Genomic DNA, 13309 nt, shown 5'->3' with positions numbered 1-13309 from the left:
GGGAAGTGGGGAGAATTTAAGACAAAAGAAAAAACAGCCCCAAAAACGTTGATAAGAGGTGGAACATTAAAGACGGCATAGAGTAAAATAAATTTTACATGCAGATGTTACAGAACCGGCAGTTCGGGAAGGAGAAGTAGTAAGTCGTTAACAGTAAGACCATTTAAACAAAGGTATTGTCAGTTGAGTTTTTGCTGACTTTTTACGCCATTACGTAAGTGTTTAAGAATAGAACTGCGTCTTTCAAAAAAGACAACAACGTCTGAAAAATTTGGAGTAAGGGTTTCCCCTTTGGCTAGAATTAGCGCTTTTCTTCCTGCTACTACTTCAAAAATATACTTAATGATTGCGGACTTCGACTTGTAGCTTAAGGGTTCCTTCGTATCGGTGTATACAAGGTAATTGATGTCGTAGATAATTTTATTAAGGACATACTTCTTATCCTTCGCGCTAATAAACTTCTTGGCAAGTTCATTAGCTACGTTTGTAAAGTTTGACATTCGTAGCGGGTTAGTTTGGTTAAATCGTACTTTAAAATAATCTACTTTTCCTAAATCTATCCTTAAAAGTCTTTAAGTAAGTAATAGAGAAACGACTTAAAAAAGCAAATAGTATTTGCGCCGCCGTTTTCATTTCCTTCTTTAAAAAATTAATTCAAGTCCTAGTACTTACGGCGTTCGAGATACTTTTTAAAACCGTATAAAACGTCTAAGTCGAACTGCTTGTTAGGAGTATTATTTGTTGAAGAATGTAGTGAAGTAGAAATAATTTTTTTATTTTTAAGATAAGCAAAAAATCAGGTTATGAAAGCTTATTTGGTAATCCTCACTTCAGCATTTGTCGGTTCAATACATGCTCAGTCAAGAGACACTACGCTACCAAAAGAAAGACTAACTCCTGATAGTATTGCAAGACCCTTTATTATATCATCTCCCCGGTACGCTTTTGATTTCAATACCCACAAGAAGTATGAAGCGCAGCCAAAGAGTCCTGATCAAAAAATAAAATTGTATTGGGATCCCGTTTACCAACGGCTTGTCCCGTTTCAAATTCATACTGGTTATAAAGACACCTGGTTTTCTAATGCAGCTAACACCGCTGTTCAGTTTCTTACTCCCTATAAGAAAGTCGAACGGTAGCTGATCCCCTTATCACTTTAGTAGATGATGGTCACTCAACGAGCTTTTTATCTTTTTCATAAAGAACTTCGTGATTTGTCGGTTTAAGAGAACTTTTGTTCCCAACCACAAAAGGAAGGTGTTAAGCTTGCCCAGGGTTGATAAGTTTAATATAAGAGACTGAGCTCTTTTTTTAACCATTGGTCTAAAGCGCTCAACGTTTTTATTTGAGATCATCGGCCAGGTGCTGCCATTTGAAAATGTAGGAATAGGGAAATAATGATTGGGAGGTTTAGCCGAAAAAATTGGAATGATCTGGATCTTTCCATCGTCAGATGTAAATAATTCCTTGTCCACTCCTTCGTAACCCCGTTTGAAAATTTCATTGTTTTCCACGGCCTCTGCCGGTATAGTGAAGTAGTTTCTCAAAAACATTTCGCAATTGAACCTACCTAAAAAGAAGTCGTGTACTCTGAATTCTTTACTGATGAAACCTCCAAATCCGCTGAACGATCCACATGCGATAGCGGTATCACCCCCAAAGCTTTCCCTCTTTCCATTGATATCAATTTTTCTTGTAGGAGCTATGAGAAACTGACCTGCCTTGGAGTTGTCCATTGCATCCGTTAAGTTAACAGGCTTTGCGCGCATTTGATCAAGAAATGACCCTAACGTCTTTTGCATTACTTTAAAGATCTGCTTGTCGGCCTCGAAGTGTTTCGGCTTTTCGCTAGGGAAAGGATCAATCATCAGAACGGTACTTTTGAATTGGTTAAAGTCCTGGTATTCCTCTTCGTTATCCTGCTTTGTTTTATCTATCAATACATCCCGCACTTTCTCAAAAGGCTCGTTGTTAATAACGCCTCCATCAATATTCAGGCTTTCATAAGTTGGTGTTGTTATAGGAAACTTTTCCGTTACATCTCTACACCACGGCGACTGGTTTACGTATTTTGATTCCCTAACTAATGTGCGGGCGGTTAGACCGACAGGAAAGGCGCCTGTTGCCATCGCGGCGTCTGCTGCAATAGAAGTGTTGACATCATTTTTGAAGTCAAGAGGCATCCAACCTTCGGCGTCGTTGTCCTGCAGAATAAAACAAGCGTAGTCATTATGAGCCCTCATGTAATATTTACCTGGGTTTTCCATGGCATTAAAAGCAATGTTGTAGCCGAAGCCGCGCAAGTTGGTAAGCGTTGTAAAAACCTTCAAGTTCTGACTGAAGAAGGATGGCGTGGGAAGCCAGTTGTTCTTGTTGACAGTTAAAACCTTTTTAGCAACTTTATCAATAAACGAAGAATTTAGGAGGGAGGTAATATTGCCTTTTTTAATGTCTGAAGTATTTAGCAACATAGGAAACATGTCGGGTCCGAGCAGATCAACCCATGAATGGTACAATTTGTTTTCAGGATGCTCCGCCAGCAAGTCCGCAGACGGTTCTTTAATATGCTTTATAGGGTTGTTGATTGCTGAAGCGGTTATAATGCCTGTCATTCCACCGGCAGAGGCTCCGCCTATTACAGGTATTACAACATTGTGCATCGGTGTACCCGGTACATTTTCATCTTTTCTTTTTTGCCATTCTTCCAAAGCTTCGAATAGATAATCTAAAACGCCTGCAGTATAAGCGCCTGCTGAAACTGCACCTGCCATGCAAAGTCCTACATAGAAGTTTTGATCGGGGGAGGAGTTTTCTGCCATCAAGAAGTATTTAGAAGTTTATGTGCGGAGCTTCAACTATTATAAAACTGCCTCCGTTATTCTCTTGCAGCTTTACACTTTTTTCGATGGCTTTTTCAAGAAACCGAAATCTACAGAAACAGAACAGTTCCAGATCAAATTACAAATACTTCCTGAGCCTGGTCTTTAAGAATAAAATATTTGAAAGAATAGTTAACGCAATTTGAAGAATGAACTAATCAACTTTAAGTTAGGTTAGTTCATTTCTATTCTGCTACCTTCTGCCAGCCGGTAATTTTATAAAGCACTTTCTTAAAATTTCCCGTACGGGTTGCATTTCCATTTGTGTTATTCCACGTAAGATGAAGCCAGTTGTATTGACCTTTTTCGAAGTTGTAGTCTGTGCTGTTATCTTCAAACAAATTCACAGCCCTATTTGGATTTCCGTAAATCTTGCAGGAGATATTAAAAACAGTAGAAGATGTAACGTACTCAACAGGTTCCGCAAATGGCAGTAGCGTGTTATCTTTTACAAACATGGGGATTTGATCGAGCGTCAGTGAGATATTATAAGATTTACCTCCCTCATATTTTTTGTTGGTATTGTAGTCGTACCAGTTACCGGCCGGAAGATAAACAGTTCTTTGTGAGGAGCTATCGATGAAAGGGGCGCACAAAAGGCTTTCGCCCATCATGTATTCGTCGTCTATTTTCCAGGTGTTTTTGTCAGCAGGATAATCCATAATTAAAGCGCGAAATGGGGGCGTCCCCTCAAAATGATATTTGGCAAACGCAGCATACAAATACGGTAACAGACTCATCCGCAACTGGATTAACTTCTTCGCCTTTTGCTCAAGGTCCTTGTGATTAGGAAGTAGTTCATTCGCGCTGTTCTTGCCAATGTTGTATTGTAACCATGGAGGCAAGTTGAGGTACCAGCAATTAACCACCATGTGTGACGACATAAGGATTGTTTGAAGTCGTCTTATAAGGTCTGCATCATTTGAAGTTTCTCTTATTTCGGGTGACCAGTTTACGCCTGAGAAGCCCGAGTTGACAATCATTCTTACAAAGTCATTATGACTGTACATATCAGAATACAAAGCAGCGGTGTATGGCGCTGCATACAAGTGCGACGCCCGTACATCGAACATCGTTCGGGTGTTATTTTTTCGATATAGGTTTAGCATGGTCTGCTGGTACAGTAGCCCATAAACCTGCCGCATATGTTCTCCATCAACGCCGGAAGGAAAAGTAGCTATGTCGGGGAAACTCCATTCACGGTCAGCCTTGTTATAGTCAGCCGCGTCGCATTCATCTAACTTAAAAGCAGCAATGCCTTTTTTTACAAAAGTGTTTTCGTGGTAGTCTCCGAAAATCTTACGTCCGTTGGTAGAAATAAAGTCGGGTACGGCGCCGCCCCAGACAGTATAGTTAGATGAATAAGGAGCAATCTTTTCAAATATGGGTGAAGTGGGGTGAGTATAAGCATGCTCCCAGAGATTAAGTTTAAAACCGCTATTGTTCATATTGCTTATGAAAGTATCTGGAGTGGGAAAGTTTTTTGGGTTCCAGGCAAAAGAGCAAGAGTACGCAGCTGTTTGCCATCCCGGTTCCAATCCCATCATATCGCAAGGGATGTGGTTGTCACGAAAGTATTGCCCTGTTTGCTCCACTTGTTTATCCGTAAAAGTTGCTTTTGCCCTGTACTTAAAACCAAGCCCCCATAAAGGGGGAATGCCGCCGCCGCCTGAAAAAAGATTATAGCGCTGCATAACCTTCATCATATCCGGCCCTGCGAAAACATAGATTTCAATTCCTTTTGTGCCTTCTATCTGTATACTTACCTCATCTGAAGGGGTTACAGCTTTACCATACAGGTTAACTGTATTAAGCTCTATTTTTTGTTCTTTAGGATTGAGTTTTTTGTTGCGAACACGTTCATCGAGCTTGCCTTTCGAAGCCATGTAAAAAGTAACATATCTCGAAGAGTTAACCACCACACCATACCCTTTGGTAGAGATGTAAAAAGGCATAGGTGCGTGCCCGAAGCCGACGTTACCAACAGTCCAGCTATTTGTACGGATCTCGCGTCGCATGCCGGTTTGATCAAATGTATTTGTCTGAAGTCCGAATCCGTAAAACCTTTCTGAAGTGTCTATTTTAATTTCTGCTAAAACCCCTTTTGCCATTTGTGAAAAATGCATCTTATTTAGATCAAAGGGAGGTGATGCTATTTGTTGCATCTTATTCAATCCTTCAATAGCAGGAGGATTTTTAAATGCTGTAGGTAGAAGTTTCTCAGGAGTCCCGTAAGTAATTTTCCAAATACCGTTTGCTACTTTTTGTATTGTCTGAGCAAAGCAAGTTTGAAAATCAATTAGCAGAACAACAAACAGGTAAAACACTTTTTTCATAGGAGCACTTTTTTAAAGGAATCGAATAGCAAAACGTTCTAATGGGTCAGCGATAAAAAATTGGACCTACAGCATAAGAAGTAATTCATTAACAACAAAGTAATGAAGGATTTATAAACGGTAGTATAAAAATGATAAGCGGTTGCATGGGTCGTAGTAGTAAATAATCTTTTAAGACAAACAGGAATAGGATACATATTAGCAAGCAGACATTTTTTGCGACACATTCCTAAGCTTGATATGGGACTCTAGCTTTGAACGAAAATCAAGCACTTTTTAAAATTGAATAAACACGCTTGTTACCATCTTTGTTATCTTTTTTAAAAAACATAGTTTTACCATTACCCTTTTCGTTTCTGCTCTAGAGACGAAAAAGATCTAGTCCTACAATCAATTCATCATTTCATTTGTAAATACTTTATTTATGATCACTACAACAACACCTACTATAGAAGGGCATTCAATTCAACAATACTTAGGGATCGTTAGTGCGGAGTCAATTATTGGGGCAAATATCTTTAAAGATATCCTCGCCGGTTTCCGTGATATAGCCGGGGGAAGAAGTGAGACGTATGAAAAAGTAGTTGACGAAGCAAGAACCATCGCCATGAATGAACTGATTAGAAAAGCTGAAAGCATTGGGGCAAATGCAATTGTGGGAATAGACCTTGATTTCGAAACAATAGGTGCAGGCAGCAGCATGCTAATGGTGCTGGCAACGGGTACAGCTGTAAGAGTTTAAAAATCTCCGCAAAGGAACTTACATCTCAACAAGGAAAACTAAATGATACGAACGAATGAATAGAACATTGGTCGTTTTTGTCCTTTTAATGTTTTTAGCATGTAAAGGACAGAATGGTGAAACAGATAAAACGGTATCGGTAAGAGAGCCGGCAAATAATATAGAAGAAAATATTTACCGTTGTGGTGATAGCATGTTGGCCGCTTTTAAAAGAAAAGACTGGATGACGTTTGTAAAATACAATCATCCAAATATGACAAGTAGGATGGGCGGAGCTGAGGCCTTCGCTTCATTCATCAATTTGCAAATGAAACAAATACCTGACTCCACTATTCAAAGCATAACCATAGGGAGAATTTTACAGGTAGTAAAAACTTCTAAGGATCAGCAATGTGTGGTAGAACAAAATATGAGAATGGAGCAGCAGGGAACAACGCTGGATAAAACAACTTATTTAGTTGGAGAGTCTCTAGATAACGGAGAGATGTGGACGTTTTTCGATGCGTCAACAAAAACCGGATTATTGCCTAAAGACATAAAGCCTGATATAAGTAGTGAACTAAAAATACCTGCATCTAAGAACCAGGTAAATTAACAAAGCCCTCAAGACGAGGGCTTTGTTACAGGAGTTTTAAACTTGTTAGTAACGGCTGCAAAGAGATTTTAAATTCCCTTTACGATAAATTCTTCCACAGTTCTTACTTGTGTATTGATTTCAAATGATTGTGCGATTTTCTCCTTTGCTGTAATTATTGAAAAGGTAAGCTTAGAGTTTTCAGGAAATTCAGAAAACAGCATTGTTTTGTTTAAAGGAGTACCATCAAACTTGCTGGCGTAAATTATCTGATCCTGGTCATTCCTGATAGTAAGTTGAAAGGGCTGGGCCGATTCATTTTTGTAATTAACATTAAAAGCTAATTTTTTGTCTTTGAGACCTTGATAAGTCACTTCTACACTTTTGGCAGATGTACTATCAGGAAGCGCGTACGTGTTTTGCGCAAAACCGCAAGAGATTAACACAGCAAATAAGAATGTAAAGACTTTTGTTGAAACTGCTTTTGTTGATTGCTTTTTCATAATTGTAATGTTTAAACGTGATAAAAAAACTTGGGACAGCAACCGTTTAAACAAGCAATGTTTTATGGCAATCTGTTAGAAGAATTATGGAGAAAGCAACCGGAGAATATTTTCATTTAAAAGCCCGTGTATAGCTTTTTGGCGTTGTTGACACAAAGATAGGAGGCAAAAGTAAACAACGCCAAGTTTAATATTAAGGAATTGTTACTTTCCTTTTCTTTTACTAATCAATACTTTACAAACTAACGTTCGTTAATTTTTAATTTTTTATTTTTTCTTTTTGACTTTCTAAACCGGCTTGTTAAGCGTGTTCCATAAAAGGTCTTTTAACTCAGTAAGCCCTTTTTGAGTGACGGATGAAATAAAAACATGAGGGATGCTATCAGGCAATTCTTTTTCGATTTCTTTCTTTAGTTCATCATCCAGCATATCACTTTTGCTTATTGCAATAATGAAATCCTTCTGCAGTAATTCAGGGTTGTATTCTTCGAGTTCATTATGGAGAATTTCGAATTCCTTGCGATGATCTTTGCTATCAGCAGGGATTAAAAATAGTAAACACGCATTCCTTTCTATATGTCTCAAGAACCGATGCCCTAATCCTTTGCCTTCGGCTGCTCCTTCAATGATGCCGGGGAGATCAGCAATACAAAAACTTCTTCCGTCACGATACTCAACCATACCCAATTGCGGGGTAAGTGTTGTAAATGCATAATCAGCAATCTTGGGGCGGGCAGCAGTTATAACTGACAACAAAGTTGATTTGCCGGCATTCGGAAAGCCAACCAGACCAACGTCGGCTAAAACTTTCAGCTCAATTACTTTCCAACCTTCAACGCCTTCTTCTCCGGGCTGGTGATGCTCGGGGGCCTGGTTGGTCGGAGTAGCAAAATTTGAGTTACCCAAACCGCCCCGTCCTCCTTTCAGCCAAATCACTTCTTGTCCATCTTCTAATATTTCGGCATCTACTTTTCCTGTCTCTTCATCTTTTGCAACAGTACCTAAGGGTACTTCTATAATCACATCTTTTCCCTCGCGACCGGTACAATTATTCTTGCTGCCGTTCTCACCATCTTCGGCCAAAACATTCTTGTAATATCTTAGATGCAGCAAGGTCCATAGCTGCTTGTTTCCTCTTAAAATAATATGTCCGCCACGACCACCATCGCCGCCATCAGGTCCACCCATCGCGGTTAATTTGTTCCTCATAAAGTGCCGGCTTCCAGCGCCGCCATGTCCGCTCCTGGCAAAAATGCGGATGTAATCTATAAAATTTGACTTTTCCATTTCGGCGGCAAAGATAAGATGGCCAGCACCTGCATTGGTTAGATCATGAAAGATTGGGAGGAAATTGTAAAATGGAAAATAAGGTTCTTTTTGATTTAAAGTACCACCACTGTGTTATGGACCGCGCTGTCGAAACGAGTGCAGACGTACAAGCGTGCGACGCAAGAAATGACGAAGGAAGATTTGGTGACGGCTACAAAAAGTTATTCTACTAACCTATCAAAAGCAGCAGTAAGCACTTGCCCGTTTCGCTTGACTTGCACCCATATCCTGTACTTACCCGCAGATGGAAAAGAGTAAGGAAACTCAAGCGAATTATTGTGTTCCATGCCTTGCATGCCTTTTTGCGGAATCTGCATTTGTTGCATCAAAAGATCGTTTCTGTCAGCCTCGTTTAAGGTAGAAAGATGTTTGACGGAAGTATTTACGCTGTCGTAAAATTTATTGGGGTCGGGGTAATGATACATGCCCTGCGGATCGGCCATTCTTTTTACCAGGTTTGTTTCGGCAGCCATTGAAAAAGTACCGACGGGGTGAAGATGTATGTAAACATTTCCGTCACTTCGTACGATTGCTGCGTGACCAGCCATCCCTAAGTAAGGATCTAGTTTTGCCGGTTGTTTATCAGGACCTATTACTTGGAATTTTAAGGAGTATAATTTACTGGCTTCGAGCGGTTCGTTGGTCATTCCTTCCCACACCATTGTTGATCCGTCTTTCAGTTTTACGCCTGTTCCCGGCTTGCCACACACGATTGTGTTTTCGGCATCAGGCAGTTGCGGGTTATCGACAAGATCTGAAGGTATTGCGTAGGCAAAAGCATCATCAGAATCAAGCGTGCGGATATTGGTAAGCGTGTTAGTAATATCGAATGTATCCTTGATCGTTTCAGTGTAACCACTATTGTAAACAATGTCGCCAAAAACAAGGTACTTTCCTTTTGGAAGGCCGGGCAAAATGGTACGAAAGGTAGTGGTGTCGATACGTTGAGGGTGAAGGTGAGCAAACGCATCCATTGCCGGAATACGCATTACAAACATGTGCATCAGCTTTCCGTGATCGGGGATTATAAAAGGGAAACTGGATCGGCGTTGAGATGAAGTATCTAATCTAAAAGTGAGTTCGTTAGATCCATTTTCATTTACTTTAGACACAGCTTGTGTTGGACGGAACATATACTTCCTGTAGCCATTTGCCCAACTCTGCCACCATGCATTGCCGCCGTATACAACCAAGGATGTAAGCACTGCAGCAATACTCATACTGATCAGCCTGATCCTTTTTCTCCTCGGCGGAACAACATCACCTCTTTTGGTGATGGCATCACTTACGGCAGCGCCTATGATTGTTACCATAAGTATAAACAGTAAAATGCCCAGAGCGGCCAGCAGCCTGCCTGTTGATGCAGGCATTTCTTTTTTGGCGGTGGAAGTAGCAACTACGGGCACTATGATTTCTCCTTTACCAAGACTTCCTGTTATGTTAATCTGCACACTTGACGATCCCGATGACATTAGCCATGTTTCCCCTTCGAACTGAAGTTGCTGCCCCGGCACTTTCGTCATTAGATCAGGTTCGGGTGCGCCCTCATCGCCTGCCTGGAAATATATAGCTCTCAATGAAATTGCGCTTGCTGACCCGTTTTGCAGGTAAACTTTTACTTTGGCAATTCCGGGTATTACATCAGGAGGTTGTACGCTTACCAATACTTTGTAAGCTCCTGCAGTTGCTTCCATAACTACCTCAGGACTGCCTACGTGAGCAAATAGAATACTGATCTGCAAAAAACAAAAACAGAAAATAAAAGATATTCGAAGCATGAGTGTAAGGATAGTCTAAAGGAAATCTTATCTCTGGATGCTTTGCATCCATTTACCCCAGCGTAAACTTAGGCGGCCAATAAAAAAACCAATGATGATTGCTTTCAGGGCTCCGAAAAGAATGGAAGCAAATGGCTCTACTTCATCTGATCGAAATTTGTAACGAAATTCCCATTCAGGGTTAGCCCCGTAGTACCAGGCATTAGAGCCAAAGAACCAATTACGTGCTAGAGGAGATTCTACTAAAAATTCGCTAAAAGGATATTGTACGATCAACAAGATGGTGACAAACACGGCGCTGGTAATTGCCGCTTTTTTCCAATCATTTCCTTTAACCTTTTGCATAAGTAAATCAGCCGCGATTGCCGGAATGAATAAAAGCAGAGGAAATTGTAAGGATTGATAATGGGTAACCGGGTTTAGAATTGGTCCGAGCTTGGGAACCGCGGGAAACAGTTGCAAGATCCAATTTGCCAGGCCTGCAATCAGAAAGTACCCAAATGCTACAGATGTCATGGCCCACTTAGTTCTAAGGGCGCGACCAAAAACAGGAAGCAGCAACATGCAAATGGCGGTTGTTACCTGGTAAAAAAGCCCGGTATGTTGTGCACGTCTATCGACAAATTCAGTAAACAAAGTGCAAACCATACATAAAAAGCTAGCTGCTGCTATTACAAGTAACGTTCTTAAAATCCTCTTTTGCCGTATGTTATTTCTTATCCAATAAGTTTTAATCATGCTCTCTGCTACCTGGTCATTTTCAATCCGGTTAAGGTATTTGCTGATACTTACGCATGCACCAAACTGAAGAAACAACATGCCCAGCGCTAATAGAAAATGTGGGGGAGATAGAATAACAACATCGAGGCCGTAAGCATTGTGCCACCAATCATCAAAAGGGGCGGAGGTTAGCATTGCGATTGCTCCCCAAATGCAAAACAACGCACCAAGCGAACTATAAAAGAAGCCCCATATTTTTACCAGCCCTTTTTTTGCTGCGGCGCTTGCTTTAAACGTATTCCATAATACTTGGATGCCGGAAAACAAGCCGGCAAATACAGCACCCATATAAATAAGAATGTGTGGTGGAGAAAGAAACTTATCACGGCCAATAGTAGTATGCCAACTAATGTCCCACAAAATTCCTACGATGGTAAGGATCGAAGCGAGCGAAACAGCATATACATATAAAGGGATACCATCGATCGTTAGTAGGATGGCCTTCTTTTGCCTGGCTTGCGGGGCTGAAACAGAAGGTGAAACTGTTATTGACATACTAAGAATTATCTGACTTTTTGAAGGCGATTCAGGTCTCTAAATAATCTCCTACAAGGCATCTTGACAGCGCTGACAAAACTTAGAATTGTTTCGATAACAACGTGTTTTTAATGACAAGCAGAATGTACGTAAAATAAATAGAATAGAGGAAAGAGCATAATAATTTTTGCTTAAAAAGTCAGCTGTTTTTGTCGTAGTAGTTTCAATGAATTTGATAGCAAAACCGGTTTTTGTCTAATCAAAGGCTACAAGCATTAATCTTATTTTTTTTCAGAGTTGGAAACAAAAGCAATGTGCCTGCTATCAGGAGACCACGAGTTTACATTGATGGTTCCCTGCCCTCCATAGAGGTAAGCAATTACTTTAGGAGCACCTCCATTTAGGGGCATTAACCTAAGCATTACTTTTTTATAAGAAGGATGCGAATTGGGTTCAATATCTGTAGGAAATGAAATCATAGTCATCCATTTACCATCGGGGGAGATGTGGGGAAACCAACTATGGTATTCGTCAAAAGTTAATTGCTCTTTAGCTGAACCATCTGGTTTCATTCGCCAGATCTGCATTGTGCCTGTTGGGTTAGCATTGTAATAGATGTACTTGCCATCAGGAGAGTATTCAGGTCCATCAACATGGCCGGCAGTATTGGTGGTTAAGGCAGTTTCATCTTTTGTATTGATATCCACTTTATATAGGTTGTAAATCTTGCTGCCATTTCTCATTCCAACCAACGTCACGTCCTTACCATTCGGTGACCATCCATGCCAGTAGGAAGGCGTTTGTTCGGTAACTTGTTTTGGAGTACCTCCCGCCAGTGGAAGTATATACACTGTTGATCCACCGCCCGGTCCTGGTCTCGAATGGCTAATCGCCAACAATTTCCCATTGAAGGAAATGCCGTGATCATTATTAATTCGATCTGCTGTACCTGTGTTTAGTTTTTCAGGGGTACCGCCTTCTACTGGGATCGTGTACAAAGAACCTCCTTCATTAAATAATAATTTCTTTCCATCAGGCATCCAGTTGGGTGCTTCAAACTTTGTAGCAGACTCTCTTATAACCATCCTATTACCGGTAAAAACATCCATTGTTTCTAAGCGGCAACCTACCACTCCGATTAGTGGCGGTAACTTAACTTGTGGATTGGGGTGATATGTTTCCGGAACAGGTTTATCAATACGAACATTCCAGACTTTGGCTTCTTCAATTCTGTTCGAATCGTGTGAAGAGATGAACAACCCAACCAAAACTGAGTCCTTCATATTGGGCATTTCCTGGCTGCTAACTTCTTGCAGCGGCTCGCCCCAGTTAGCAACTCTCATAATCACTTTCTTACCTATCCGTTCGAGTTGAATAGTACGAAAAACACTTTTCTTGGCATAAAACACTTCATCCTCTGGGTCGCGCATATATGCTCCTCTAAGGGGACGCCATTGTAAAACTGTAAGTCCATCTCCGTGTACCACAGCGTTTACACTTGCAGCTGCTTCATCTGCCGATTCTCTTATCATCCAGCCAATCTTTCGATGCCCGTTTCCTTCTCCGCCTACAAACTCAAAGTTGCCGGTAAGAATAAAGTTTCCGCCAATTCTCTTGTATAAATATTGAAACTCGTCTCGGTTAAACCAGATGTTATAGCCCGCGCCTTTTAGGTAGTACGCCTGGCTCCTTTCGTCGTACCTGGAAGATCCTGCATTTGTAGGTTTGCCGATATCTGCAGATTTATCAAAAATGCCGATACTATTATTTTGGCAGAAAGCAGTGTTGAGAAATAATGATAAACCTAGCAGGCAAATAAGTTTCATACAGCAATAATTATTTGAAAAAGATGAGTCTTCAAATGTAATCGTTATCGCTTCAAATAGTAATTGAATTGCCTGTCGAGCAAAT

General features: G+C 40.6%; 12 protein-coding genes. 4 read left to right on the top strand and 8 right to left on the bottom strand.

The window, feature by feature from the left end; all coding sequences use genetic code 11:
- Nucleotides 1–179: 179 nt before the first annotated feature.
- On the bottom strand, nt 180–500 hold the full coding sequence (locus tag SAE01_RS23115) for a hypothetical protein (protein WP_147206211.1): 321 nt from the start codon (nt 498–500) through the stop codon (nt 180–182).
- A gap of 303 nt (nt 501–803) precedes the next feature.
- Here SAE01_RS23115 and SAE01_RS23110 point away from each other — a divergent pair, with 303 nt between their 5' ends.
- Nucleotides 804–1139 carry a hypothetical protein gene (locus SAE01_RS23110; protein WP_147206210.1) on the top strand — a complete coding sequence of 112 codons (336 nt, stop codon included), beginning with the start codon at nt 804–806 and terminating at the stop codon, nt 1137–1139.
- A 12-nt stretch (nt 1140–1151) separates the two neighbouring features.
- On the opposite strand, the gene SAE01_RS23105 is transcribed toward SAE01_RS23110, so the two are convergent.
- Nucleotides 1152–2819, bottom strand: coding sequence for a patatin-like phospholipase family protein (locus tag SAE01_RS23105; protein ID WP_147206209.1), 1668 nt, complete (start codon nt 2817–2819; stop codon nt 1152–1154).
- A 245-nt stretch (nt 2820–3064) separates the two neighbouring features.
- Nucleotides 3065–5215, bottom strand: coding sequence for a glycoside hydrolase family 31 protein (locus SAE01_RS23100; RefSeq protein ID WP_147206208.1), 2151 nt, complete (start codon nt 5213–5215; stop codon nt 3065–3067).
- A gap of 424 nt (nt 5216–5639) precedes the next feature.
- Here SAE01_RS23100 and SAE01_RS23095 point away from each other — a divergent pair, with 424 nt between their 5' ends.
- Together SAE01_RS23095 and SAE01_RS23090 are read left to right on the top strand one after the other, a co-directional pair.
- Nucleotides 5640–5957 (top strand): YbjQ family protein, encoded by a 318-nt coding sequence (locus tag SAE01_RS23095; RefSeq protein WP_147206207.1) that lies wholly within the window; start codon nt 5640–5642, stop codon nt 5955–5957.
- Nucleotides 5958–6012: 55 nt separating this feature from the next.
- Complete coding sequence (locus SAE01_RS23090) at nt 6013–6552, top strand: hypothetical protein (RefSeq protein ID WP_147206206.1); 540 nt, start codon at nt 6013–6015, stop codon at nt 6550–6552.
- A gap of 68 nt (nt 6553–6620) precedes the next feature.
- Here SAE01_RS23090 and SAE01_RS23085 read toward each other — a convergent pair whose 3' ends face one another.
- Nucleotides 6621–7034, bottom strand: coding sequence for a hypothetical protein (locus tag SAE01_RS23085; protein ID WP_147206205.1), 414 nt, complete (start codon nt 7032–7034; stop codon nt 6621–6623).
- Nucleotides 7035–7322: 288 nt separating this feature from the next.
- Complete coding sequence (gene obgE / locus SAE01_RS23080; protein WP_147206204.1) at nt 7323–8321, bottom strand: GTPase ObgE; 999 nt, start codon at nt 8319–8321, stop codon at nt 7323–7325.
- 71 nt (nt 8322–8392) lie between these two features.
- Between obgE and SAE01_RS24625 the strand changes: the two genes are divergently transcribed.
- The gene (locus SAE01_RS24625; protein WP_170234256.1) at nt 8393–8536 is read left to right on the top strand and encodes a hypothetical protein; all 144 of its coding nucleotides are present in this window, start codon (nt 8393–8395) and stop codon (nt 8534–8536) included.
- On the opposite strand, the gene SAE01_RS23075 is transcribed toward SAE01_RS24625, so the two are convergent.
- The 3 genes from SAE01_RS23075 to SAE01_RS23065 form a co-directional block, all read right to left on the bottom strand.
- A complete protein-coding gene (locus tag SAE01_RS23075) occupies nt 8525–10141 on the bottom strand; it encodes a DUF8832 domain-containing protein (RefSeq protein ID WP_147206203.1) in 1617 nt (538 codons plus the stop codon). The two genes, SAE01_RS24625 and SAE01_RS23075, sit on opposite strands and share 12 nt — an antisense overlap.
- Before the next feature lie 27 nt (nt 10142–10168).
- A complete protein-coding gene (locus SAE01_RS23070; RefSeq protein WP_147206202.1) occupies nt 10169–11416 on the bottom strand; it encodes a hypothetical protein in 1248 nt (415 codons plus the stop codon).
- A gap of 263 nt (nt 11417–11679) precedes the next feature.
- Nucleotides 11680–13224: a TolB family protein gene (locus tag SAE01_RS23065; protein ID WP_147206201.1), complete on the bottom strand. Its 1545-nt coding sequence runs from the start codon at nt 13222–13224 to the stop codon at nt 11680–11682.
- Nucleotides 13225–13309: the final 85 nt, after the last annotated feature.

Source organism: Segetibacter aerophilus (assembly GCF_007991655.1).
GTDB classification, from domain to species: Bacteria; Bacteroidota; Bacteroidia; order Chitinophagales; family Chitinophagaceae; genus Segetibacter; species Segetibacter aerophilus.
The sequence above is the reverse complement of the archived record's forward strand: the minus strand, read 5'-3'. Positions and strand labels throughout refer to the sequence as shown.